The 23,353-nt window shown below is 71.0% G+C and carries 28 protein-coding genes; 11 read left to right on the forward strand and 17 right to left on the reverse strand.

Annotated elements, in window-relative coordinates; genetic code table 11:
• Positions 1–2: 2 nt before the first annotated feature.
• The 8 genes from rlmH to ABL310_RS18760 form a co-directional block, all read right to left on the reverse strand.
• Positions 3–497: a 23S rRNA (pseudouridine(1915)-N(3))-methyltransferase RlmH gene (gene rlmH, locus ABL310_RS18725; RefSeq protein WP_349368513.1), complete on the reverse strand. Its 495-nt coding sequence runs from the start codon at positions 495–497 to the stop codon at positions 3–5.
• A 7-nt stretch (positions 498–504) separates the two neighbouring features.
• Positions 505–924 carry a ribosome silencing factor gene (rsfS, locus tag ABL310_RS18730; protein ID WP_349368514.1) on the reverse strand — a complete coding sequence of 140 codons (420 nt, stop codon included), beginning with the start codon at positions 922–924 and terminating at the stop codon, positions 505–507.
• A 105-nt stretch (positions 925–1,029) separates the two neighbouring features.
• Positions 1,030–1,458 carry a hypothetical protein gene (locus tag ABL310_RS18735; protein ID WP_349368515.1) on the reverse strand — a complete coding sequence of 143 codons (429 nt, stop codon included), beginning with the start codon at positions 1,456–1,458 and terminating at the stop codon, positions 1,030–1,032.
• Between the two features lie 270 nt (positions 1,459–1,728).
• A complete protein-coding gene (locus ABL310_RS18740; RefSeq protein WP_349368516.1) occupies positions 1,729–2,367 on the reverse strand; it encodes a nicotinate-nucleotide adenylyltransferase in 639 nt (212 codons plus the stop codon).
• On the reverse strand, positions 2,364–3,644 hold the full coding sequence (locus tag ABL310_RS18745; RefSeq protein ID WP_349372091.1) for a glutamate-5-semialdehyde dehydrogenase: 1,281 nt from the start codon (positions 3,642–3,644) through the stop codon (positions 2,364–2,366). The genes ABL310_RS18740 and ABL310_RS18745 overlap by 4 nt, the downstream gene beginning before the upstream one ends.
• Before the next feature lie 137 nt (positions 3,645–3,781).
• A complete protein-coding gene (locus ABL310_RS18750; RefSeq protein ID WP_349368517.1) occupies positions 3,782–5,410 on the reverse strand; it encodes a CTP synthase in 1,629 nt (542 codons plus the stop codon).
• A 208-nt stretch (positions 5,411–5,618) separates the two neighbouring features.
• Entirely contained in the window at positions 5,619–6,008 is a 390-nt protein-coding gene (gene secG / locus ABL310_RS18755) for a preprotein translocase subunit SecG (protein ID WP_349368518.1), read from the reverse strand.
• Between the two features lie 183 nt (positions 6,009–6,191).
• Complete coding sequence (locus ABL310_RS18760; RefSeq protein WP_349368519.1) at positions 6,192–7,058, reverse strand: hypothetical protein; 867 nt, start codon at positions 7,056–7,058, stop codon at positions 6,192–6,194.
• A 170-nt stretch (positions 7,059–7,228) separates the two neighbouring features.
• Between ABL310_RS18760 and ABL310_RS18765 the strand changes: the two genes are divergently transcribed.
• Positions 7,229–7,861, forward strand: a complete 633-nt coding sequence (locus ABL310_RS18765; RefSeq protein WP_349368520.1) for a MarC family protein — start codon at positions 7,229–7,231, stop codon at positions 7,859–7,861.
• Here ABL310_RS18765 and ABL310_RS18770 read toward each other — a convergent pair whose 3' ends face one another.
• Together ABL310_RS18770 and ABL310_RS18775 are read right to left on the reverse strand one after the other, a co-directional pair.
• Positions 7,862–8,356, reverse strand: a complete 495-nt coding sequence (locus tag ABL310_RS18770; protein ID WP_349368521.1) for a hypothetical protein — start codon at positions 8,354–8,356, stop codon at positions 7,862–7,864.
• Positions 8,357–8,406: 50 nt separating this feature from the next.
• On the reverse strand, positions 8,407–9,588 hold the full coding sequence (locus tag ABL310_RS18775; RefSeq protein ID WP_349368522.1) for an aminotransferase class V-fold PLP-dependent enzyme: 1,182 nt from the start codon (positions 9,586–9,588) through the stop codon (positions 8,407–8,409).
• A gap of 89 nt (positions 9,589–9,677) precedes the next feature.
• Here ABL310_RS18775 and kynA point away from each other — a divergent pair, with 89 nt between their 5' ends.
• The 3 genes from kynA to ABL310_RS18790 all read left to right on the forward strand — a co-directional run bounded on the left by kynA (position 9,678) and on the right by ABL310_RS18790 (position 11,813).
• Complete coding sequence (gene kynA / locus ABL310_RS18780) at positions 9,678–10,496, forward strand: tryptophan 2,3-dioxygenase (protein WP_349368523.1); 819 nt, start codon at positions 9,678–9,680, stop codon at positions 10,494–10,496.
• A gap of 41 nt (positions 10,497–10,537) precedes the next feature.
• Positions 10,538–10,918 carry a VOC family protein gene (locus tag ABL310_RS18785; RefSeq protein WP_349368524.1) on the forward strand — a complete coding sequence of 127 codons (381 nt, stop codon included), beginning with the start codon at positions 10,538–10,540 and terminating at the stop codon, positions 10,916–10,918.
• 226 nt (positions 10,919–11,144) lie between these two features.
• Entirely contained in the window at positions 11,145–11,813 is a 669-nt protein-coding gene (locus ABL310_RS18790) for an Abi family protein (RefSeq protein WP_349368525.1), read from the forward strand.
• Positions 11,814–11,851: 38 nt separating this feature from the next.
• Here ABL310_RS18790 and ABL310_RS18795 read toward each other — a convergent pair whose 3' ends face one another.
• From ABL310_RS18795 to ABL310_RS18805, 3 genes are all read right to left on the reverse strand, one after another.
• The gene (locus ABL310_RS18795) at positions 11,852–12,259 is read right to left on the reverse strand and encodes an acyl-CoA thioesterase (protein WP_349368526.1); all 408 of its coding nucleotides are present in this window, start codon (positions 12,257–12,259) and stop codon (positions 11,852–11,854) included.
• 77 nt (positions 12,260–12,336) lie between these two features.
• Entirely contained in the window at positions 12,337–13,602 is a 1,266-nt protein-coding gene (locus ABL310_RS18800; protein WP_349368527.1) for a glycosyl hydrolase 108 family protein, read from the reverse strand.
• 45 nt (positions 13,603–13,647) lie between these two features.
• Complete coding sequence (locus ABL310_RS18805; protein ID WP_349368528.1) at positions 13,648–14,085, reverse strand: rhodanese-like domain-containing protein; 438 nt, start codon at positions 14,083–14,085, stop codon at positions 13,648–13,650.
• Positions 14,086–14,176: 91 nt separating this feature from the next.
• Here ABL310_RS18805 and ftrA point away from each other — a divergent pair, with 91 nt between their 5' ends.
• Both ftrA and ABL310_RS18815 read left to right on the forward strand, forming a co-directional pair.
• On the forward strand, positions 14,177–15,196 hold the full coding sequence (gene ftrA, locus ABL310_RS18810; protein ID WP_349368529.1) for a transcriptional regulator FtrA: 1,020 nt from the start codon (positions 14,177–14,179) through the stop codon (positions 15,194–15,196).
• 68 nt (positions 15,197–15,264) lie between these two features.
• Positions 15,265–15,954, forward strand: coding sequence for a DUF3047 domain-containing protein (locus ABL310_RS18815; RefSeq protein ID WP_349368530.1), 690 nt, complete (start codon positions 15,265–15,267; stop codon positions 15,952–15,954).
• A 12-nt stretch (positions 15,955–15,966) separates the two neighbouring features.
• Here the strand turns inward: ABL310_RS18815 and ABL310_RS18820 are convergent, their stop codons facing one another.
• Both ABL310_RS18820 and ABL310_RS18825 read right to left on the reverse strand, forming a co-directional pair.
• A complete protein-coding gene (locus tag ABL310_RS18820) occupies positions 15,967–16,671 on the reverse strand; it encodes an RES family NAD+ phosphorylase (RefSeq protein WP_349368531.1) in 705 nt (234 codons plus the stop codon).
• Positions 16,668–17,081, reverse strand: coding sequence for an MbcA/ParS/Xre antitoxin family protein (locus tag ABL310_RS18825; RefSeq protein ID WP_349368532.1), 414 nt, complete (start codon positions 17,079–17,081; stop codon positions 16,668–16,670). Before ABL310_RS18825 ends, ABL310_RS18820 begins: the two co-directional genes overlap by 4 nt.
• A gap of 131 nt (positions 17,082–17,212) precedes the next feature.
• Between ABL310_RS18825 and ABL310_RS18830 the strand changes: the two genes are divergently transcribed.
• Positions 17,213–17,455, forward strand: a complete 243-nt coding sequence (locus ABL310_RS18830) for a type II toxin-antitoxin system ParD family antitoxin (protein WP_349368533.1) — start codon at positions 17,213–17,215, stop codon at positions 17,453–17,455.
• Complete coding sequence (locus tag ABL310_RS18835) at positions 17,452–17,745, forward strand: type II toxin-antitoxin system RelE/ParE family toxin (protein WP_349368534.1); 294 nt, start codon at positions 17,452–17,454, stop codon at positions 17,743–17,745. Before ABL310_RS18830 ends, ABL310_RS18835 begins: the two co-directional genes overlap by 4 nt.
• 74 nt (positions 17,746–17,819) lie before the next feature.
• On the opposite strand, the gene rpoD is transcribed toward ABL310_RS18835, so the two are convergent.
• Together rpoD and dnaG are read right to left on the reverse strand one after the other, a co-directional pair.
• Positions 17,820–19,898, reverse strand: a complete 2,079-nt coding sequence (gene rpoD, locus ABL310_RS18840) for an RNA polymerase sigma factor RpoD (RefSeq protein ID WP_349368535.1) — start codon at positions 19,896–19,898, stop codon at positions 17,820–17,822.
• A 216-nt stretch (positions 19,899–20,114) separates the two neighbouring features.
• Entirely contained in the window at positions 20,115–22,064 is a 1,950-nt protein-coding gene (dnaG, locus tag ABL310_RS18845) for a DNA primase (RefSeq protein ID WP_349368536.1), read from the reverse strand.
• A gap of 295 nt (positions 22,065–22,359) precedes the next feature.
• Between dnaG and ABL310_RS18850 the strand changes: the two genes are divergently transcribed.
• Genes ABL310_RS18850 through ABL310_RS18860 form a run of 3 tightly spaced genes read left to right on the forward strand, consistent with a single transcriptional unit; the run spans position 22,360 to position 23,296 of the window.
• The gene (locus ABL310_RS18850) at positions 22,360–22,920 is read left to right on the forward strand and encodes a nucleotidyltransferase domain-containing protein (protein WP_349368537.1); all 561 of its coding nucleotides are present in this window, start codon (positions 22,360–22,362) and stop codon (positions 22,918–22,920) included.
• Positions 22,920–23,087, forward strand: a complete 168-nt coding sequence (locus ABL310_RS18855) for a hypothetical protein (protein WP_349368538.1) — start codon at positions 22,920–22,922, stop codon at positions 23,085–23,087. Before ABL310_RS18850 ends, ABL310_RS18855 begins: the two co-directional genes overlap by 1 nt.
• A complete protein-coding gene (locus tag ABL310_RS18860) occupies positions 23,084–23,296 on the forward strand; it encodes a HepT-like ribonuclease domain-containing protein (protein WP_349368539.1) in 213 nt (70 codons plus the stop codon). The genes ABL310_RS18855 and ABL310_RS18860 overlap by 4 nt, the downstream gene beginning before the upstream one ends.
• Positions 23,297–23,353 lie beyond the last annotated feature (57 nt).

Below are 23,353 nucleotides of genomic sequence, written 5' to 3' on the forward strand. Positions count from 1 at the left end.
GGTCAGGCCTTCTCGTCGCCGACGCGATGATAGGGATGTCCGGCGAGAATGGTGAACGCGCGGTAAACCTGCTCCGCGACGAGCACGCGGACCAGCTGGTGGGGGATGGTCAGCCCGCCGAAGGAGAGGACGAGTTCGGCGCGCGCCCGCACCGCCTCGTCGAGCCCGTCGGGCCCGCCGATGACGAAGGTCGCCGCGGGCCGGCCGGCATCGCGCCAAACGCCGAGCTTCGCGGAGAAGCCCGGACTGTCGAGGGCGCGGCCGCGCTCGTCGAGGGCGATCAGGGCCCCCTCACTCGCCTTGGCGAGGATCGCCGCTCCTTCCTCGGCGCGACGATCCGCCTCGCGGCGCGCCCGCGATTCGGCGATCTCGGTCATGTCCGGCCCGGACAGGCCGAGCGTGCGGGCGAGCGCGCCGGCGCGCCCGGCATAGCGCTCGACGAGCTCGCGCTCCGGGCCGGCCTTCAGGCGGCCGACCGCCAGGATCGCGAGCCGCACGACCGTCTCAGCCGCCGATGCGCTCGGCCGGCCGATCCGCGCCCCACATCTTCTCGAGATTGTAGAACGTGCGGACCTCGGGACGGAACACGTGCACGATGACGTCGCCGGCGTCGATCAGCACCCAGTCGCATGCGGGCATGCCCTCGACGCGCGGCGCGCCGTGGCCCTTGTCCTTCAGCGTCTGGATGATCCGATCCGCGATCGCGTTGACGTGGCGATCCGAGCGGCCCGTGGCCACCAGCATCGCGTCGGCGACCGACGTCTTGCCGACGAGGTCGATCTCGACGACGTCCTCGGCCTTCATGTCGTCGAGACAATCCTTGGCCAGGGACAGGATTTCGCCGTCCTGCGAGGCGTCCGCCTCGTGACGGGCGGGAAGCGGCGCGGTTTCCGCTTCGCGCGGAGACACTTGAGCCAGCGTCATGTCCTTTCTGCGCTTGCGACGGCATCCTGTGCCGCCTGTTGCCAATGTGCGCCCGATGGGGCCGAATTTCAACGATGATCTACCCTCTCGGCGTCCGCCCGCGCGTCACCCGCGCGCGACCGAGATCGCCACCGGCAGCCCGAACCCGAGCAGCGCCGCCGAGAAGGCGACGAGCGCCAGCGCGAGCGAGAACGCCACCGTCGCGACGAAGGACGGCCAGAACGCCCGCCAGAACCCGCCGCGCAAGGCCTCGGCGACGATGGCCGGGCGGGCGATCTCGACGCTTTCTATCGCGGCGTCCTCGAACACGCGCTCACCCTCGGCGAGCAACACCTCCAGCGTGATCGCGCCGTAGCTGCGAACGAACCCGGCCACCTCGTCGTCCGTGGGCCGGCGCTTCTCGCGATGCTCGAAATCGCGGGCCCACTCGTGCTTGGCCTGCGTGTACAGGCTGAAGGCGACAGACGCCACGATCGGCGCGCCGGCCTCGCGCAAAACCGCGAAGACGCGCGCCTCTTCAGCCGCCGGCGCCATGCTCTCGTCCTGGATAGAATTGGGGGAACCGGTTCTGCAGCTCCCTGTCGGCGCGCCGATAGCTGGCGTCCGCCCTAGCGCGGATGCGGCGCAGTGCGGCGTCATCCAGATAACGAGACGTCCTGCGCGGACGAGACGCCATCTCGGCCAATTCTTCGAGCCACGTCTCGTCTCCGGCCAGAAAGTCGGCGGCCGTATGGTTCGCTCTCCTCGGCATCGCGCCCTCCCGAGAACATCCTGGCAACATTCTGCCGCCCCGGACCCTCGCGGTCAACAAACGACCGGATGTTTTTCACCCCCGCTCTGCACGACCTCCACCTGCCCTCGCGCCCGCAGCGCCGTCGAGGACAGGGGCGATCGCCGACCGTGCAGGAACACCCAGGCCGGCGTCTCGCTTTCCGCCAGCGCCCGCGCCTCGGCCTCCGGCAGGCGCGCGGGCGCGAGGACCCGAGCCGCCTTCGCGAAGGGCGCGCGCAGCGTCTGCCCCGGCCGGTCGATCACGGCGATCGGCACGCGCGCGGCGATTTCCTCCCACTCCTGCCAGCGATGGAAGCTCGCGAGCCCGTCGGCGCCCATGATCCAGACGAAGCGCACGCCCGGCAGGCGGCGCTGGAGGAAGCGGATCGTCTCGATCGTGTAGGGCGTGGGCAGCTCGGCCTCGAAGCCGGTGACGACGATGCGCGGATCGCGCGCCAGCGCCCGCGCGGCCGCCATGCGCTCCGGCAGGGTGGGCAGGCCCGCGCGCTCCTTCAGCGGATTGCCCGGCGTCACGAGCCACCAGAGCCGGTCGAGCCCGAGCCGGCGCAAAGCCATGCGCCCGGCATGCAGGTGGCCGGAATGCGGCGGGTTGAACGACCCGCCGAACAGACCGATGCGCATCCCGGCCGCGGCCGGCGGCAGGCGGATCACGGCCGCGTCTGCCCCGCGCCGCGCACGCGGTACTTGAACGAGGTGAGCTGCTCGACGCCCACCGGCCCGCGGGCGTGCATCCGCCCCGTGGCGATGCCGATCTCGGCGCCGAAGCCGAACTCGCCGCCGTCGGCGAACTGGGTCGAGGCGTTGTGCATCACGATGGCGGAGTCCACTTCCGCGAGGAAGCGCTCGGCCGCCGCCGCGTCGTCCGTGACGATCGACTCGGTGTGGCTCGAGCCGTAGGTCGCGATGTGCGCCATGGCCGCCTCGATCCCGTCCACCACCTTCACGGCGATGATCGCGTCGAGATATTCCGTGCGCCAGTCCTCCTCGCTCGCCGGCGCGACCTGCGGATCGACGGCCTGCGCGGCCTCGTCCCCGCGCACGGCGCAGCCGGAATCGAGCAGCATGGTCACGAGGGGGGCGAGGTGCGTGTCCGCGCAGGCGCGGTCGACGAGGAGCGTCTCCGCCGCGCCACAGATGCCGGTGCGGCGCAGCTTGGCGTTCTTCACGATCGCCTGCGCCATCTCCAGATCGGCGGCCGCGTGGACGTAGACGTGGCAGATGCCTTCCAGATGCGCGAAGACCGGTACGCGCGCCTCGGCCTGGACGCGGGCGACGAGGCTCTTGCCGCCCCGGGGCACGATGACGTCGACGTTGCCGTCGAGGCCCGCCAGCATCATCCCCACCGCCGCGCGATCCTTCGAGGGCACGAGCTGGATCGCGTCGGGCGGCAGGCCCGCCTGCTTCAGCCCGCGGCGCATGGCGTTGGCGATCGCGGTCGCCCCGCGGATCGAATCCGAGCCGGTGCGCAGGATGGCGGAATTGCCGGCCTTGAGGCAGAGCGCGCCGGCGTCCGCCGTGACGTTGGGGCGCGCCTCGAAGATCACGCCGATGACGCCGAGCGGGGTCGCGACCCGCTCGATGAGGAGCCCGTTCGGCCGCTCGAAGGTGGCGAGCACGCGGCCCACGGGATCGGGCAGCGCGGCGATGCTCTCCACCGCGGCCGCGATCGCCTCCACCCGCTCGGGCGTCAGCGCCAGGCGGTCGAGATAGGAGGCGGCCTGGCCGGCGGCGCGGGCGGCCTCCACGTCGGCCGCGTTCTCGGAGAGGATCGTCGCCTCGTCCGCGCGGATCGCGGCGGCCGCCGCCCGCAGGGCCGCGTCCTTCGCCTCGGCGGAGGTCACCGACAGCGTGCGCGCGGCGGCGCGGGCGGCGCGGCCGATCTGGCGCATGACGCCCTCGAGCGGCGAGCCGGCCGGCACGGCGCGCATCGGCGTCTTCGCCTTCGGCGTGTCGGTGGCGGTCTCGGGCGCGGTCGAGGCGGACATGATCGGCTCTCGCGAGTCTGTTTGACGGAGCGCCGCTCTTAGCACGGTCCGCGGGCCGCGCGCGAGAGGGAAGGCCCGCGTCAGACGAGCCGCGATTGCACCAAAGCCGCCTCGATGAAGCTGCGGAACAGCGGATGCGGCTCGAAGGGCCTGGACTTCAGCTCCGGGTGGAACTGCACGCCGACGAACCAGGGGTGGTCCTCGCGCTCCACGATCTCCGGCAGGAGCCCGTCGGGCGAGACGCCGCAGACCTTCAGGCCCGCCTCCTCCAGCCGCTCGCGATACGCCATGTTGACCTCGTAGCGGTGGCGGTGACGCTCGGAGATCTCGGTCGCGCCGTAGATCTCGGAGACGCGGCAGCCGTCGGCGAGCGTCGCCGAATAGGCGCCGAGCCGCATCGTGCCGCCGAGATCGCCGGCCTGGGCGCGGCGCTCGAGCTCGTTGCCGCGCATCCATTCCGTCATCAGGCCGACCACCGGCTCGGCCGTCTCGCCGAACTCCGTCGAGCCGGCGAGGTCGACGCCGGCCAGCGAGCGCGCGGTCTCGATGCAGGCCATCTGCATGCCGAAGCAGATGCCGAAATAGGGGATGTTGCGCTCGCGGGCGAAGCGCACCGCCTGGATCTTGCCCTCGGAGCCCCGCTGACCGAAGCCGCCCGGCACCAGGATGCCGTTGACGTTCTCGAGATAGGGGGCGGGGTCGGACTGCTCGAAGATCTCGCTTTCGATCCACTCGAGATTGACCTTCACCCGGTTGGCGATGCCGCCGTGATTGAGCGCCTCGATCAGGCTCTTGTAGGCGTCCTTGAGCCCCGTGTACTTGCCGACGATGGCGATCGTGACCTCGCCCTCGGGGTTCTTCACCCGGCTGACGATGTCCTCCCAGGTCGAGAGATCGGGCTCGGGCGCGTCCGCGAGGCCGAAGGCGGCGAGCACCTCGGTGTCGAGCCCCTCGGCGTGGTAGGAGAGCGGCACCTCGTAGATCGAGGGCACGTCGCGCGCCTCGATCACCGCCGTCTCGCGGACATTGCAGAACAGCGCCAGCTTGCGGCGCTCCTCGCGCGGGATCGGCCGGTCGCAGCGGCACAGCAGGATGTCGGGCTGGATGCCGATGGAGCGCAGCTCGGCGACCGAGTGCTGCGTCGGCTTCGTCTTCAGCTCGCCGGCGGAGGGGATGAAGGGGAGCAGCGTCAGGTGGATGTAGATGGCGTGGCCGCGCGGCAGCTCGTTGCCGAGCTGGCGGATCGCCTCGAAGAAGGGCAGGCCCTCGATGTCGCCCACCGTGCCGCCGATCTCGACCAGCACGAAGTCGTAGCCCTCGTTGCCGGTCAGGACGAAGTCCTTGATGGCGTTCGTCACGTGCGGGATCACCTGGATCGTCGCGCCGAGATAGTCCCCGCGCCGCTCCTTGGTGATGATGTCCTGGTAGATCCTACCGGTGGTGATGTTGTCCTGCTTCGTCGCCGGTACGCCGGTGAAGCGCTCGTAATGGCCGAGATCGAGATCGGTCTCGGCGCCGTCGTCGGTGACGAAGACCTCGCCGTGCTGGTACGGGCTCATCGTGCCCGGGTCGACGTTGAGGTAGGGGTCGAGCTTGCGCAGGCGGACCTTGTAGCCGCGCGCCTGCAGCACCGCCCCGAGGGCCGCCGAGGCGAGCCCTTTCCCGAGCGATGACACCACGCCGCCGGTGATGAATACGTACCGCGTCATGGACCTCGACCTTCATGACGGCCCTCGCGATTCGCAAGCGGCGAATCGCGCGCGGCCGTGCTCATCCACACGTGAGGGCCGCGGGGCATGCGGCCCGAGTTCGGAAACGGCGCGGCGGGGGCCGCGCCGAGCGGGGGTCCTTCGTCGCGAACGCAAATGCGACGGGCCGGTTTCCCGGCCCGTTCTCAGACCCGGTCGTGAGGGACCGTCAGCGCGACTGCGGAACCTGAGGCCCGGCGGGCTCGTCGCCCTGCATCTGCTGGAGCTGCTCGAGAACGCCCGGTCCCGCCGGGGCCTCGCCGGGCGCGGAGGGCTGCGTCGGCGGCGAGGAGAGCGGCAGCGTATCGATCACCGAGGTCGGCGCGCGCTCGTATCCGGCGAGGACGGCGAGGCCGAGGCTGGTCGCGAAGAACAGCCCCGCGAGCACTGCCGTGGTGCGGGTGAGCGCGTTCGCCTGGCCGCGACCGGTCATGAACCCGCCGCCGCCGGAGGAGCCGCCGCCCATGCCGAGGCCGCCGCCTTCGGAGCGCTGCAGCAGCACCACGCCGACGAGGGCGAGCACGATGATCAGGTGGACGATGATGAGTACGGTTTGCATCGGAACAGCCTGGAGCGGCCCCGCGCGAGGCGGGCCGCTCGTCGTCTTCGAAAGGGTCGCGCCGGCTCTAGCACGGGCGCGGCGTCTCGTCCAAGACGAAAAGCCGCCATGCGGGCGGCGCGACCCGCTGGCGCGGATGTAGGCGCGCGGGCCCCGCCGCGCAAGCGCGCGCGCCGCGCGATCTCACAGCGTCGCGCGCACCAGGATCGCGGTGGCGTCGTCGCTGCGCTTGAAGCGCGGGAAGCGCGCGCCCGTGGGGTCGATCTCGGTCTCGATCTCGCGAAGCCGCGTCGCGAGCGGGGCGAGCCCCTCGCCGATCGCCCCCTCCATCAGCGCCGTCGCGTCCCGGTCGCGGTAGAGCTCGACCAGCGCCGAGAAGCCGTCGCTCGCCAGCAGCACGTGCGTCTCGCCGTCGAGGTCGAGCGCGCCGCGCTCGGCGAGCGCCACCGCGTCGGGATGGAGCCCGAAGATCGCCGGCGCGCTCTCCACCATGGCCCGGCGCCGCCGCTCGGAATCGGCGCGGTAGGCTTCGGTCCTGCGCATGCCCTCCACGTCGGTCCCGGTCTCGCGCATCAGGCGGGCGGCGAGAGCGCTCTCCGCCCGGCGCAGCTCGGGCGCCTCGCCCAGCGTATAGACGCCCCCCGCCTCGTCGCGGACATAGGCGATCGTGTCGGCGAGGGTGAGCGTCTCGATCCGGCCGGGCTTCGCCTGCGCGAGGGTGAGCGCCGCCGCCGGCCAGGTGTGCCGCTCCAGCCGCTCGTGCCGGCCGGTCTCCTCCACGCGGGCGAGGAAGAGCGCCCGCGCCTCCTCGATCACGGCGAGCACGAGCCCCGCCGCATCGCTCGCCTGCGGCGCCAGCGCGGCGAGCCGGGCGTCGGCGTAGCGCACGAGCCACACGGCGTCGGAGGCCGCGTCCATGATCGGCGCCGTCCCCGGCAGGATAGCCCCGTCGATCGCCCAGGCGAACGCGCCCGCCGCCCCGCAGGCGTCCTCGTTCGGGCGCTCGGGCGAGCCGGCAAGGGAGAGGGAGTCGAGGAGGTCGAAGCGCATGGGGACGGGCTCGCAGGCGATGAGGCGGCGCCAGTCTTTCACGCTCGCGCCCGGATGCAACACTTCGCTGGGCGAAGGACCCGCCGACGCGCGAACCGGTCGACGCCCCCGCCCGTTTCGGCTAAGCCCACCCGGGTCCCCTCCCCTCGCCTCGCCTCGCCAGGACAGAAATGCCCGACGCCGATTTCCTCTGGGCCGCCTTCGTCACGCTGCTCGTCACGCTCGATCCGCCCGGGCTCGCGCCGATCTTCCTGTCGGTGACGAACGGCATGACGAAGGAGCAGCGCCGCGGCGTCGGCGTGCGCGCCTGCCTGATCGCCTTCGCGATCCTGCTCTTCTTCGGCTTCGGCGGGGAATTGCTGCTGCAGGCGCTGGGCGTCGGGCTGCCGGCCTTCCGCATCGCGGGGGGGATCCTGCTCTTCTACATCGCCTTCGAGATGATCTTCGAGCGCCGCACCGAGCGCAAGCGCGAGACGGCGCAGACGGCGATCACCCTCGACCACGTCCGCAACGTCGCCGCCTTCCCGCTCGCGATCCCGCTGATGGCCGGCCCCGGCGCGATCACGGCGGTGATCCTGCTCGCGGGGCGCGCGGCGGGGGAGCCGGTTCTGCAGATCTCGCTCGTCGCGGTGATCGCGGTCGGGGTGGCGATCTGCTTTCTCGCCTTCCTCGCGGCCGAGCGCGTGGCGCGGCTCCTCGGCGTGACGGGCAACATCGTGCTCACGCGGCTCCTCGGCGTCATCCTCGCGGCGCTCGCGGTGCAGTTCGCGGTGGACGGGATCTCGGCGCTGGTGGCGGCCTGATCAGCAGCTGCCGCGCCCGTCCTGGAAATACATCCCGCGCCGGAAGCGGTAGCGCACGTTGAGGATCTCCGAGCCGCCGTTGAAGGAGAAATTCCGCTGGATCGAGACGAAGCGCGGCGGGCGCTCGCCGTACTCGATGCAGTAGGAGCCCACCAGGCTCAGCGCCTGCTTCCAGCCGCCCCAGCGGCGGTTGAGGAAGACGAAGGTCTCGCAGCCGATCGAGGGGCAGTGCATCGACTGCGCACCACGGCAGTCGAACCGGTTCTGGTCGAGGACGGCGTCGGGGCGGCCGTCGTCCTCGAGGTCGACGCGCTCGATCGCCATCATCGGATCGCCGGGAAAGCCGCCCGCGCGCTGGCAGGCCTCGACCATGGCGAGCGCCTTGTCCTGGACGACGGGCGGCAGGTCGGAGAAGGAGGCGCGCGCGACGGCCGGCGCGAGGAGCGCCGCGAGGAGAGCCAGGGCCGGGACGAGGGCTGGCAGGGTCGCGCGCATGAGGGAGGATAGGGTCGATCCGGCTAACGATTGATGAACGCCAAAGCCGTTCACCCCAGCGCCGCCGCCACCCGCCGGGCGGCCTCGCCCATGTCCTCCACCGCGTGATAAAGCCCGAAGCCGAAGCGCAGGACATCCGCGCGCACGTCGGTGACGATGTCGGCCGCCATCAGCCGCTGGTGCAGGTCCCCGGCGTCCGGGCGGCGGAAGGCGAGGAAGTTCGCGCGCCGCGCCTCGTCGAGACCCACGACCAGCTCCGCGCGGCGCAGCGTTGCGCCTTCCGCCTCGAGCCCGGCGACGAAGGCGCGCTGGCAGGCATGGGCGTGGGCGTGCGCCTCCGCCGCGTCGACGCCGACCGTCGAGAGCCAGTCCATCACGGCGTTGAAGCGGTAGAAGGCGGTGGGGTCGAAGGTCGCGCCCATGAAGCGGAAGCCGTCCTCGGCATACGGCACCTCCCCCTCCTGGCGCGCGGTGAGCGCGCCGAAGGCGGCGTACCATCCGGTCGCCCGCGGCCGCTCCCCGTAGCCCGGCGGGCAATGCATGAAGGCGACGCCCTCACCGCTCATCACGTACTTGTAGCCCCCCGACATGTAGAACACCCGGCCCGCCAGCCGCGACAGGTCCGTCGGCAGGGCGAGGAAGCCGTGATAGCCGTCGATCACGACGAAGGTGTCGCGGTCGGGGACGGCGGCGACGAGGGCCTCCATGTCGGCGATCACGCGGCCCGAGCCGAACAGCACCTGGCTGAACAGCACGATGTCCCATCCTCCCCCTTTCGCGCCTTTCGCGGCCTCCTCGGCGAAGCGCGCCTCGAAGGTGGCGAAGGGCTCGACCGGCACGGTGACGAGGTCGATCAGCCCGTCCTCGGCGAGGCGGCGGGAATAGCGGTTGAAGGAGTGGAACTCCCCGTCGGTCGCGAGCACCCGCGTCGGGCGGTCGGTGGGCATGCAGGAGAACAGCCGCACCCAGAAATCGAAGGTGTTCTGGCCGAAGACGACGCTTTTCGGATCGGGCAGCGACAGCACCCGGGCGACGTGGCCCTGCGCCGCCTCCCAGACCGGCCCGAGCACGTGGCCCCATTTGCGGTCCGCGAGGCGCGCCGCGTCGTCCCACGCCTGGAGCTGCGCCTCGCGCGTCACGTCCGGCCAGTAATGATGGCTGTGCGCGGCGAGGTGGAGGCGCCCGGGCGCGGCCTCGCGATAGCGGGAGAAGTGGGAGCGCAGGTCGAGCATCGGGCGTTCTCTCTTTTTCGGCGGCGCGAGCTTGTGCCGGCGCGCCGGATATTTCAAGCTTCAACCATTCCCGCGACGAGGAGCCTCCCATGGCGGACGACGGCGTCAAGACCGACTTCTCGAAGGACATGTCCTACGGCGACTATCTCGGCCTGGACACCCTCCTTTCCGCCCACCATCCGCTCTCGACGCAGCACGACGAGCACCTGTTCATCACCATCCACCAGGTGCAGGAACTCTGGATGAAGCTCTTCATCCACGAGCTCGACGCCGCGATGGGCGCGGTGCGGGAGGACCGCCCCCGGCCGGCCTTCAAGGCGCTGGCGCGCTGCGGGCGCATCCAGGAGCAGCTGGTCAGCGCCTGGAACGTGCTCTCCACCATGACGCCGGCGGACTACCTCGCCTTCCGCGAGCGGCTGGGGGCGTCGAGCGGCTTCCAGTCCTTCCAGTACCGCATGATCGAGTTCAAGCTCGGCGCCAAGAACGCGGGCATGCTCAAGCCCCACGCCCACAACCCTGCGCGCCACGCGCCGCTTCTCGCCGCCTACGAGGCGCCCTCGATCTACGACGAGGCGATCCGCCTCCTCGCCAGGCGCGGCCTTCCGGTGCCCGCCCACCAGCTCGAGCGCGACGTGCGCGAGCCGCACGCCTACGACCCGGCGCTGGAGGCCGTCTGGGAGCAGGTCTACCGCCGCTCGGAGGAGCTGTTCGACCTCTACGAGCTCGCCGAGGAGCTGGTCGATCTCGAGGACCTGATGCGCCAATGGCGCTTCCGGCACGTGACCACGGTCGAGCGCATCATCGGCTTTCGCCGTGGCACCGGCGGCTCGGCCGGGGTATCCTACCTCAAGGGCGTGCTGGAGAAGCCGTTCTTTCCGGAATTGTGGCAGCTGCGGACGAAGCTCTGATCCGGCGGGGACCGCCCCGCCGCCGCGGCCAGGAGGTCCTCATGCAACGCGCCTTCACCAACGTCCTCGCGTCCGACGTCGACGGCACGGCCCGCTTCTACGAGCGGCTGCTCGGCATGACGCGGCACTTCGATTCGGACTGGTTCGTCATCCTCACCCATGCCGGCATCCCGGGGCTCGAGCTCGGCATCCTGGAGCGCGGCAACGCCATCGTCCCCGAGGCGGCCCGCGCCGCGCCCGCGGGCGTGCTCCTCACCTTCGTCGTCGCCGATTGCGATGCGGTCCACGCCACGGCCGTGGCGATGGGCGCCTCGGTGCTTGAGCCGCCCACCGACATGCCCTACGGCCAGCGGCGGATGCTCCTGCGCGACCCGGAGGGCACGGTGGTGGACGTCAGCGCGCCGACGGCGTCGCGGGGGTGAGGCGTCACAAGGTGGGTAAATCGAGCCGGAGTTCGCCCAAGCGCGCCAGAAGCGACAGGAGGCGAGCGAAGCCGCGAAGCGCGCCGAAACGCAGAAGCATCGACGCGCAAAAAAGTACCCCGGCCGCATGCCTGAGGCAGAGGCGTAACCGGGGTGTCCGGCACGATTTGTATGCCAGCCATACCGATCGTGCAAGCGCATTTTCCACGCACCGAGGACTTCGAGAATGCCCACACCGTCCGACATGGAGGCCGCACTATCGCTGGAGCGTTTCGCTCGATACGTGATCTGGGCGGAGAACGATCGCGAGCGCGCTCTTGCCCTCTACGAACTAAACGCAAGGCTGTCGGAGTCGCTCTACATTCCCCTCCAAATCCTGGAGGTCGCCCTACGCAACCGTATTCACGAGCGCATGTCCAAGCTTCATGGCAAAGGCTGGTTCGAGGTCGATGACCTCTTGAAAGCTCCGAACCAGCGTGAGCAGGTGGCGACTGCGATCGAAGATCTTGCACGCGAGGGAAAGGGGCCGACACCCGGCCGCGTGGTCGCAGCGCTTTCATTCAGCTTCTGGACGGCGATGTTCAGCCCGGCCTACGAGAATTTGTGGCGCGAGGGCCTTGTCGAAATCGCCTTGCGCTCGGATGGCAAGCGTCTCGCTCGCAAGGATTTCAGCCGTCGCCTGAACCCTGTCAGAATCCTGCGCAACCGTGTGGCTCACCACGAACCCATCCTCCACTGGGATCTCGCTCGGCATCATGCCGCCATCTACGAAGTGACGCGCTGGCTTTCCCCCATTGCGGCCGAATGGGCCGCGAGAATCGATCGGTTTCCGTCCGTTCTTCCTGCGGGCGGCTATGTGCTTGCAGACGTCGACGCGGCTGCTTCCGAGGAGTGAGACTCAGATAATGTAAGGAAGACCCAACCGGCTGCGCCTCACCCCGCCGGAATCGGCCGCGGCCTTCCCTCGTCGTCGATCGCCACGAAGGTGAAAGTCGCGACCGTGACTTTCTCGCGCTGGTTGGTCATGAAGCGACGGGCCCAGGCCTCGATGTGGATCTTCATCGAGGTGCGGCCGACGTGCTCCACCTCGGTGTAGACGCACAGGACGTCGCCGACCTTCACCGGGCGGATGAAGGTCATGGCGTCGACCGCGATGGTGACGACGCGGCCGCGGGCGCGCTCGACGCCGGCGATGCCGCCGGCCTGGTCCATCTGCGAGAGCACCCAGCCGCCGAAGATGTCGCCGTTGGCGTTGGTGTCGGAGGGCATGGCCAGCGTGCGCACGGTGAGCTCCCCGCGCGGCTCCTCGATGGCGGTCTCTCGCGTCGTCGTCTCGGCCATGCCCGTCTCCCGTGCCGCTTCCCTGATGCGGCAGCGCCGGCGGCTTTGCAAGAGGCGTGCGAGAAGGGCGGGCCGGCTCAGGCGCCGGCCATGGAGAGCGCCTCCTGCTCCACCCGCTCGGTGCGGTTCGTCCAGCCCCGGCCGAAGGTCGAATAGGTGGAGAGGGACTTGTAGTAGTCGAGCCGGCCGTCGGCGAAGCTCTCGATCAAGGGCACGGGCTGCTTCGTCGCGACGGCGGCCAGCGTGTTCGGCCCCATGATCCCGTCCTGCGTCGCGCCGACGAGCTGCTGCAGCAGCTTGACCGAACGGCTCGGCCCGGCATTGACGCCGAAATCGAAGACGCTGAGGTCGACGCCCGCAGGCAGGTCGTCGCACCGCATCACGTCCCAATAGTTCGCCCGATAGATCTGCTTCGCCTCCGCCTCGGTGAGGGTCTTCACGTCCTGCGCGGTGAGCGACGGATCGTGGCGCCAGGCGCGCAGCGTATCGAGCGTGATGCCCATGTTGGTCGCCCCGCCCGGGTCGGCGGGGTTGTCGACGTACCCGCCTTCGAGCTCGAGCACGAGCGTCACCGAGCGCTCGAAGCGCGCGTCGGCGTCGGAGGCCGTCGGCGGCTGGGCGGCGGTCGTCGGAGCGGCCGGCGGCGGCGCGAGATCCGCGGGGCGCGGCGGCGGCACGGGCGCGGGCGCCTGTGACGTCCGCGCGTTGAGCGCGTCGACGGCGGCGTCGATGCGCGCGGAATGCGCGCCGAGGGCGGCGGCGGTGCGCCCGGCGCCGCTCGCCGCGGATTGCGCCTGCAGCGCCGCCGAGAGCTGGTCCTTGATGCGCGAGCCGTGGGAGGAGCCGAGCCAGAAGTTCACCACCGTGGCGAAGGCCGCCGTGAGCGCGCCGATCGTGATGTTGACGAGCTGCAGCACGCTCGAATCGCCCGTCAGCCCCGGCTCGCGCACGATCAGCCAGGCGAGGATGACGAAGAAGCCGGTCACGACGATGATCGACACGATGACCGGCGCCCACCCGACCACGTTGCCCGACTTGGCGAGCTCGGCGAAGGTGGCGCGCGCGTTCTCGGTGTCGGCGATCTGCGCCTTGAGCTCGTCCAGCTCGTTCGCGCGGCGCTGCGTCTCCGCGTCCGCGGCGATCTGCGCGAGCCTGATGCGCAGGTCCGCGAGCTTCGCCGGGTCCTGCGCCAGCGCGATCTGCGCGGCGGCGGCGTCGGACGTGCCCGCCGCCTGCGCGACCGCGTCGGTGACGGACGCCGCCACCCGGCCGCCCTTGTCCCCGGCGAAGGCGCGGGCGACGTCCGGCGCGAATTGCAGCGCCAATGTAATCAGCGGATTCATCTCTCAGCCCCCGTTTACGACTGAGAGTAAGCTTATCCACGGTCGTTAGGAAAGCCCTCGCGAAGCCGGTGCGAGCCCGCCGGGAGCGTCGCCGGCCACGACGGCGAAGCCCTCGTCGACCCATCCCGTCATGCCGCCGATCATGATCTTCACCGGTCGCCCGAGCCGCGCCAGCGCGAGCGCCGCCTTGTCGGCCCCGTTGCAATGGGGGCCGGCGCAGTAGACGACCAGCAGGGTCGTCGGCGGGATCTCCGCGAGGCGCTCGGCCGAGATCGACCGCCGCGGCAGGTTGGCCGCGCCGGGCACGTGACCGCGCGCATAGGCCGTCGCGCCGCGGACGTCGAAGAGCGCGAAATCCGCCGTTCCGGCGGCGAGCGCCGTGTGGACGTCGTCGCAATCGGTCTCGAAGGCGAGCTTGGCCGCGAAATGGCGCTCGGCCTCGGCGGAGGCGGCGGCGGGTACGGCGGTGACCTCGGTGGGCATGGTGTCTCCTCTCTTCACGACGAGCTGCACGGAGCATGCCCCCCTGCCTGAACGCTTGCGAGCGGCGCGATCGCCGACTAGCGTCAAGATCATGCCAATCACGCCCACCGCCCCGCGCCGTCCCCTGCCCCGCCCGCCCGAGAACCCGCTCGTCGTCGCGCTCGCCTATGACGGGCTGTGCACCTTCGAGTTCGGCGTCGCCGTCGAGATCTTCGGGCTGGCGCGGCCCGAGATGGGGCCGGGCTGGTATCGCTTCGCCGTCGCCGCCGCGGAGCCCGGGCCGCTGCGGGCGATGGGGGGCGTGCGCGTCCTGTGCGACGGCGGGCCGGAACTGCTGGACGAGGCGGGGACCATCGTCGTCCCCGGCTGGCGCGGGGCGGACGCACCCGTCCCGGCGGCGATCCGCGATGCGCTCGGCCGCGCCCATGCCCGCGGCGCGCGCGTGCTGTCCCTGTGCTCCGGCGTGTTCGTGCTCGCCGCCGCGGGGCTGCTGGCGGGGAAGGCCTGCACGACCCATTGGCGCTACGCCGCCGCCCTCGCCGCCGCCTATCCGGACCTGACCGTGCGGCCGGACGTGCTCTATGTCGACGAGGGCGACGTCCTCACCGCCGCGGGCAGCGCGGCGGGGATCGACCTGTGCCTCCACCTGATCCGGCGCGATTTCGGGGCCGAGGCCGCGAATTCCGTGGCGCGCCGGCTCGTGGTGCCGCCCCACCGAGAGGGCGGGCAGGCGCAGTTCGTCGAGGCGCCGGTACCGCGCCCGCGGGAGGGCGCGCGGCTCGGGCCGCTGCTCGACGCCCTGCGCGCCCGGCTCGACCGGCCGCACACCATCGCCTCGATGGCGACGGAGGCCGGCATGAGCGTGCGCACCTTCCTGCGGCGCTTCAAGGCCGCCACCGGGCTGGCGCCGGCGGAATGGCTGCTCGCCGAGCGCCTCGCCCGAGCGCGGACGCTGCTCGAGACGACCGACGCCTCCCTCGACGACGTCGCCGCCGCGGCGGGCTTCGGCGCGACGACGACGCTGCGCCACCATTTCCGATCGCGCCTCGGCACCACGCCCGGGGCGTATCGGCGCCGCTTCCGGGGGGCGGTGTCGCTCGCGGCTTCGTGAGGAGATGTCAGGAGCGCGGCCCCTCCGGCCGTCGTAGCGTGGCGCTCCCAACACTTCCCGGAGCCCGCATGACCCGCCGCCTTCGCCTCGCCGCCGCCCTCGCGCTCTCCACCCTCTTCGCCGCGCCCGCTCTCGCCGAGACGCCGGTTCCCTTCGGCCCGAGCCTCGATGCGGCCGGCTGGGAGGCGATCACCTTCCGCGGCATTCCCGCCACCACCTACGCCGCGCAAGCATCCGGCGCGCTCGCCGTCGATGCGGCGCAGAGTTCCTCGGTCATCGCCAAGCGGCTGCCGGCGTCCGCCTTCGACGCGACCCGCGCGGCCTGGCGCTGGCGCGTGGACGAGGGCCCGCCGCCCACCGATCTGGGCCAGCGCGGCGGCGACGACCGGGCGCTCGCGCTCTATTTCGCCTTCGCCCCCGAGGCCGACCGCCGCCAGGCCGAGGCCGGGCGCTCGAGCCTGCGCTCCCTGCTGCTGTCGGGCCGCGGCCGGCTCCTCGTCTACGTCTTCGGCGGCGACGGCGCCCGCGGGCAGATGGTCGAGAACCCCTACACGCGCGGGCGCGGCGTCTACGTCATCCGCCGCCCGTCGGGCGCGCCGGAGGGCCGCTGGCTGGCGGAGGACGTCGACCTCGCCGCCGACCACCGCGCCGCCTTCGGCGAGGAGCCGGGCATCCTGGTGGGCGTCGCCGTGGCCTCGGACGCGGACGACACCGGCGGGCGGAACGTGGGAGCGATCGAGGGGCTGGTGGTGCGGTGAGGAGGGCGGGGCTCAGGCGGCGCCGGGGAGCGGGCGCCAGCGCTCCTCTCCGATGACGAAGTAGCGGGTCACCTCGCCACCGTCCCAGTGGTACTGCAGGGTGCGCGCCTGCGTGACCGGCAGGCGAACACGGTCCGGCCAGAAAAGCGCGGCGGCGAGCCCCTCCGGATAGCGAACGCTCGGGTACAGCACGCCGTCCGCGCCGTCCGTCCGCAGGGTGGCGCCGAGGGTCTGGCCGGCACGCCAGTCGTCCGGCGCGAGACAATCGTCGAAGCCGGCGCGCAGATCCGCCAACGTCCCGCCGATGCCGGCGACGAGCTCACGATAGAGGGCGTCGCCCGGCGGCTCGTCCGTCGCCCGCATGAAGCGCGCGAAGTGATGGATCGTCTCCATCAGCGCCACCTCGAAGACCGCGCCGCAGTACCAGACGCCGAAGCGCCCGTCCGAGAACCGCCCCGGTCGGTCGGGCGAGCAATGCGTGAAGGCCCCCATCACAAGGCTCGCCGTCGCCCCGGACACGCGCCGCTCCGGTGGGACCAGGGAGAGATCCCCGAGCTCGTCGCGGACGCGCGGGTTCGTCTTCGCCTCCGCGCTCGCGATGAGGTCCCAGTCGGCCGGATCGGCGATGTCCTCGAACAGCCAGACCGGCGGGTAGACGGTGCGGATGATGCGGTGGCTCGTCGGCCAGTCGACCTCGACGCGGGCCGGCGCCGTCACCAGCCGCCCCGCTCGGCGTCGAGGTAGGCGCGCACGGCGGTGATGTCGCTCGGCGCGCCTGCGAGCATGCGATCGAGCGCCGAGCGTCCACCGAAGGCGGCGTTGGGCTTGGCGATCCAGGCATAGCCCCGCGCCGGCTCGGCGAAGAGATAGCGCAGGGCTTTGTGGACGCCCATCAGGTCGCCGAGCCGCCAGACCGTGTCGTGCGGGATCGTCCCGATCTCGCCGCGCTTCCAGCGGTAGAAGGTCGACGGGCTCGGCTGGCCGAGGAGCACCCGCGCTTGCGCGTCCGACAGCCCCCACAGGCCGAACAGGTTGAACGCCGCCCGCAGCATGGCGGCCGCTTCCTCCTGCGTGACGACCGGCGAGGCGGGCGTCTCGCCGCTCGGGATCGGGACCGGCCTCGGCATGGGTGCTCCTGTCTGCTGACAGTAAAGGTAGTCGTCATTGCCTCAGGGCACAAGACGCCAGCTTGCGGCCGCGCGGCGGCCGAGGCAGGAAGCAGACGCCCGGAGGAGACCGCCATGACCGTGCACAAGCCATGACCGTGCACAAGACGATCGAGTTGTCGGAGGAGGACGCGGTGTTCCTGGAGAACGCCGTCGCCGAGGGCCGTTACGCCTCGCCGTCGGACGCCGTGCGCGAGGCGCTGGCGCTGCTCGCGGACGCCGAGCGGATCGAGGCGCTGCGGGAGGCGATCGCGGAGGGCGAGGCGAGCGGCTTCGAGGAGGAGCCGTTCGATGTCGAGGAGTTTCTCGCGCGCGCGCGTCTGGAGGATCGGTGAGGCGGGTTCGCTTCCGCACGAAAGCGGACAGCGGTCTGATGAGCATCCGCCGATCTACAATCGAGAGATGGGGTCGGGAGAAAGCCGAGGATTACGTTCGGTCGATCGCTGCCGCCGTGGAACGCGTCGCGTCCGGACGGGGCCGCGGCAGACGAGCGATCGACGTCGCGCCGGACCTCTGGCGCATTCGGGTGGGTTCGCACGGTGTCTACTACCGCGTCGCCGAACGATACCTCGATGTCCTGCGCATCCTGCACGAGCGGATGGATCCCGCGCGACATCTCCTCTGAACCGGCTCGGAAATCGAAAACGCCCGCGGCTCCCACCGCGGGCGTCCTTGTCCCAGAACCGCCTCCGCGGCCGATCAATTGTCCAGGAAGCTCCGCAGCTTCCGGCTCCGCGACGGGTGCTTGAGCTTCCTGAGCGCCTTCGCCTCGATCTGACGGATGCGCTCGCGGGTGACGGAGAATTGCTGGCCGACCTCTTCCAGCGTGTGGTCGGTGTTCATGCCGATGCCGAAGCGCATGCGCAGGACGCGCTCCTCGCGGGGCGTGAGGGAGGCCAGCACGCGGGTCGTGGTCTCGCGCAGGTTCGACTGGATCGCGGCGTCGATCGGCAGGATCGCGTTCTTGTCCTCGATGAAGTCGCCCAGATGCGAATCCTCCTCGTCGCCGATCGGCGTCTCGAGGGAGATCGGCTCCTTGGCGATCTTGAGGACCTTGCGGACCTTCTCGAGCGGCATGGCGAGCTTCTCGGCCAGCTCCTCGGGGGTCGGCTCGCGGCCGATCTCGTGGAGCATCTGGCGCGAGGTGCGCACGATCTTGTTGATCGTCTCGATCATGTGCACGGGGATGCGGATCGTGCGCGCCTGGTCGGCGATCGAGCGGGTGATCGCCTGCCGGATCCACCACGTGGCGTAGGTCGAGAACTTGTAGCCGCGCCGGTACTCGAACTTGTCCACCGCCTTCATCAGGCCGATGTTGCCCTCCTGGATCAGGTCCAGGAACTGCAGGCCGCGGTTCGTGTACTTCTTGGCGATGGAGATCACGAGGCGCAGGTTCGCCTCGATCATCTCCTTCTTCGCCTGGCGGGCCTCGCGCTCGCCCTTCTGCACCATGTGCACGATCTTGCGGAACTCGGAGATCTCGAGCCCGGTCTCGGAGGCGAGCGCCTGGATCGACTCGCGCAGCGCGTGGATGTTGTCCTTGCCGTTGGCGGAGAAGTCGCGCCAGCCGCGGCCGCCGAGCTTCGAGACCCGCAGCAGCCACTTCGGATCGAGCTCGTGGCCCTGGTAGTTGCGCAGGAAGTCCTCGCGGCCGACGCCGTAGCTCTCGGCGAGGCGCATCAGCCGGCCCTCGAACGAGAGGAGGCGCTTGTTGATGTCGTAGAGCTGCTCCACCAGCGCGTCGATGCGGTTCTGGTTGAGCGAGAGCGACTTCACGTCGGTGACGATCTCGTCCTTGAGCTTCTTGTACTTGCGCTCCTGCGAGGGCGTCAGCTGGGAGTTCTGCAGGCGCTGCTCGACATGCTCCAGCTGCAGGCGGCGCAGCTTCTTGTAGTTGTCGGCGATGTTGTCGAACGTCTCGAGCACGCGCGGCTTGAGCTCGGCCTCCATGGCGGAGAGCGAGACGTTGTTCTCCATGTCGTCGTCGTCGAGATCGCCCTCCGGCGCGCCTGACGCTGCGCCATCGCCTTCCGTTGCGGAATGCGCGCCGTTCACGGCGCCGTTGGGCGCCGCAGCGGATGCAGCACGACCGTTCTCGCGACCCGCCGCCGCAGCGGCGCCGTCGCCTTCCGCGGTCTCGCCTTCGGCCTCGCCGTCGCCGCGATCGGCGCCGCGGCCCTCGGGGTCGGCGTAGGTGGCCTCGAGATCGATGATGTCGCGCAGCAGCACGCGGCCCTCGACGAGCTCGTCGCGCCAGATGATGATGGCCTGGAAGGTGAGCGGGCTCTCGCATAGGCCCGCGATCATCGCCTCGCGACCGGCCTCGATGCGCTTGGCGATGGCGATCTCGCCCTCGCGCGAGAGCAGCTCGACGGAGCCCATCTCGCGCAGATACATGCGCACGGGATCGTCGGTGCGGTCGGTCGGCTCCTTGGCGGTCTCCGGGCGCGTCGCGACGGCGCGGCCCTGGGAGGCCTCGACCAGGTCGCCGCCCTCGGCTTCCTCCTCGGCCTCCTCGGCCTGCGCCTCGGGATCGGCCTCCTCGCTCTCGACGACGTTGATGCCCATCTCGCTGAGCTGGCCGAGCACGTCCTCGATCTGCTCGGACGAGAACTCGTCCGGCGGCAGGACCGAGTTCAGCTCGTCGTAGGTGACCCAGCCGCGCTTGCGCGCGGCCTTGATCATCCGCTTGACGGCGGCGTCGGTCAAATCGAGCAGCGGCCCGTCCGACTGCTGCTCGGGGGCCGTGTCGGTCGTTTCAGTCGTCTTCGTCGCCATTCGGATATCCTACGCGTCCCGCTCACGCGTCTTGTGGGCTTCGCGTCTCTTGGGCTTCGCGTCTCGCGCCGCTCGCCCGGAGCGGCCCCCTATCCAACACGCGTCGCCTTGTCGAACCGTTAACCATGAAACCCGCGCGCCGCGCGCGAATTCCCCTTCGTGACCCGTTCCGCCCGCCTTCGGCCGCCGCGCCGTCGGCGGCCGTCGCGGATCTCGTTACCCGTCCTCGCGCTGAGCCTCCGCGCCCTCCACGGAGGAGAGCTGCGTCTGAACCTCGCGCAGCCAAGCCAGGTTCGCCTCGCTGTCGTCCTCGGCGAGAGCCCGCTCGGCCGACCGGAGTTCGGTATGTAGCGTGCGCGCGCGGCGATGCAAGATGATGGCCTGCCGCACGGCGTCTTCCACGCGCAACGGATCGGCGAGGGGATCGCAGATCCAGCGTAGCCCCGGCACGATGCGCTCGTACAACGATTCCACCGCGCGGTGAAGCCCCGCCCGCTCGAGCCTCGCCGCGATCACCTCCGGCGAGAGCGCTTCGTGCCGCGCGGCGCAGTCGACGAGACAGCGCTGCACGGCGGTGGCCTCGGGGCTGGCGAAATCGAGCTCGGCCAGCGTCTCGGCCTGCGCCTCGAGCAGCGCGGGATGCGTGGCGAAGGCGCCGAGGATCGCGGCCTCGCGGGGATGCGGCGCCTCGGGGGCGACGGCGTCCCCGGCGAAGAGGCGCGTGCGCAGGAGATGCGGGCTCGGCCGGTAGCCGGCGGGCAGGCGCGCGCCGTGCCGCTCCTCGAAGCGCCCGCCGGTGCGCCCTCCCCCGCCGCGGCCGCCGCCGCCGGCCCGCCCGGCCCCGCCGCGCCCGCCGTATCCGCCCCGCTCCTGCGCCGCCCCGCGCCCGCGGCGCGCCGCGCCGAAGGCGTCGGCGAGACGGGTCTCGACGTCCTCGCGGAAATAGCGCTGCAGCGTCTCGTCCTTGATCGTGCGCACGGCGGCGAAGAGCCGGCGCTCGAGGGCGGCGCGGTGCTCGGGCGTGTCGGTGGGACCGGCCTCGAGCTCGCGCGCCCAGAGAATCTCGACGAGGGGCAGAGCCGCGGACAGCACGCGCTCCACCGCCGGCGCGCCGCCGGAACGGGCGAGATCGTCCGGGTCCTGCCCCTCGGGCAGGATGGCGAAGCGCAGCGACTTGCCGACCGGGAGCGCGGGGAGCGCGACGTCGAGCGCGCGGAAGGCGGCGCGGCGCCCGGCCTTGTCGCCGTCGAAGCACAGGATCGGCTCGTCCGTCATCCGCCACAGGAGCGCGAGCTGCTCCTCGGTCAGCGCCGTGCCGAGCGGGGCGACGGCGTTCGGGTAGCCGATCGCGGTCAGCGCGATGACGTCGACATAGCCCTCCACCGCGACGATCGTGCCGCGCTGTTGCGCGGCCTTGCGGGCGAGGTGGGCGTTGTAGAGGGTCGCGCCCTTGTGGAAGAGCGGCGTCTCCGGGGAATTGAGGTATTTCGCCGGCACGTCCGCCTGGAGCGCCCGCCCGCCGAAGGCGACGACGCGCCCGCGCAGGTCGCAGATCGGGAACATCACCCGGTCGCGAAAGCGGTCGAAGGGAACGTTGACGTCCTCGCCCGTGACGAGGAGGCCCGCCTCCGCCATCATCTCGGCGGGCACGCCCTTGCCGGCGAGATGGTCGCGCAGCGCGTAGCGGTCGGCGGGGGAATAGCCGATGCGGAAGCGCGCCTGCAGCGTCTCGTCGAGGCCGCGCCTCGCGAGATAGTCGCGCGCCTTGCCGCCGCGCCGGCCCTTCAGCTCCGCCTCGAAGAAGGCGGCGGCGAGCTCCATCACGTCGACGAGGTCGGTGCGGCGCTTCTGGCGGGCCTCGTCCGCGGGATCGGCGGTGGGCAGCGCGACGCCGGCCTGGGCCGCGAGCCGCTCCACCGCCTCGGGGAAGGTGACGCCCTCCGTCTCCATCAGGAAGCGGAAGATGTCGCCGTGCTTGCCCGACGAGAAGCAGTGGTAGAAGCCCTTCTGGTCGTTCACGTAGAAGGACGGCGTCTTCTCCGCGTTGAAGGGCGAGAGCGCCTTCCATTCCCGCCCCGCCTTCTTCAGCTGCACGCGCCGGCCCACGACCTCCGATACGGGAAGCCGGGCGCGGATCTCGTCGAGCAGGTCGGGCGGGTAGCGCATGCGGGGGAGCATACAGCACGAAGCGGGGGCGGAGTCATGCGCCGTGGCGGCGATGGAGGGGGGATTGCGGGGATGAGAGCGCCGACACGACCTCCGTGTCGGCGCGAGCCGGAACATACTTGCGATCGTCCGGTTCGGGGCGGGCGGCATCGGCGTCGAGATCGTTCTGCACGCCCCACACCCCCGACCCCTCGCCGCCGGGGCGAGGGGAGACCGGCGGCGCGGGAGCGATGTGGGTGGATTGCGGGAACCGGCGAAAATCTGTATTTTACAGACTTTCCCTCGGAGCCCCACCATGGCCGTCGTCACCGCCGCAGACCTGCAGAGGCGCTCCGCCGAGGTCCAGCGCACGGCCTCGCGCGAGCCGGTCTTCATCACCCACCACGACACGCCCCGCTACGCGCTGCTGAGCCTGGAGGACCTGGTGCGCACGGGCGCGCATCGGGCGCTGCTGGCGCAGGGCGGGCTGCCGGAGGGCGTGCGGCGGCGGCTGGAGGAGCTGGGGGAACCCGAGGTGATCGACCCCGGAACCGAGCTTGAAATCCATCCGGAAGCAGCGGCGCGAGCCGACGACGTCGTCCGTCGTCTCGCCGGCCGGGAGCGCGACCTGCGAGCGCGCGGCGTCGAGTCGCTTTGGCTGTTCGGCTCGACCGCCCGCGGCGACGCCACGGCCGAAAGCGACGTCGACTTGATCGTCATCCTTTCCCCGGATTGCCAACTGAGCCTCGTCGGCTTCTCCCGCCTGAGACTCGACTTCGAAAGCTGGCTTGCTCGACCTGTCGACCTTTCGCTCTGGTCGATGCTGACGGACGAGGCCGCCGAGCGTATCCGCCGGGACGCGATCAGGGTGTTCTGATGGCTCGTTCGGTCGAAGATCGTCTGCAGGACATCCTGGATGCGGCCGATGCGGCCCTTCGCATCGTTTCCGGCCTGGACCCGGCGGCGATCGACCGCCTGCCCCTCGACGACGACATCCGTTTCCGAGCGCTCGAGAATGCCCTCAGCGAGATGGGGAGGCCATGAATGCGCTGCCGCGAGACCTCCTGGCGCGATATCCGCAGATCGATTGGCCGGGATTCGTCGGGCTGCGCAACATCATCGCACATCAGTACCACCGTCTCGACCCGACGATGCTCCGGCGATCCGCGGTGACCGATCTGCCGCAGCTCGTACGAGTCGTCACGGAGATGCGCGCCTCGCTGCGGAATACCGATCCGGACGGTGCAAGCTGAACAGAAGGATCGCCTTCGCTGAACGTCGTCCGCTTCGGCGGCCGAGCCTCGATCTCG

It is taken from the genome of Salinarimonas sp. (assembly GCF_040111675.1).
GTDB lineage: Bacteria > Pseudomonadota > Alphaproteobacteria > Rhizobiales > Beijerinckiaceae > Salinarimonas.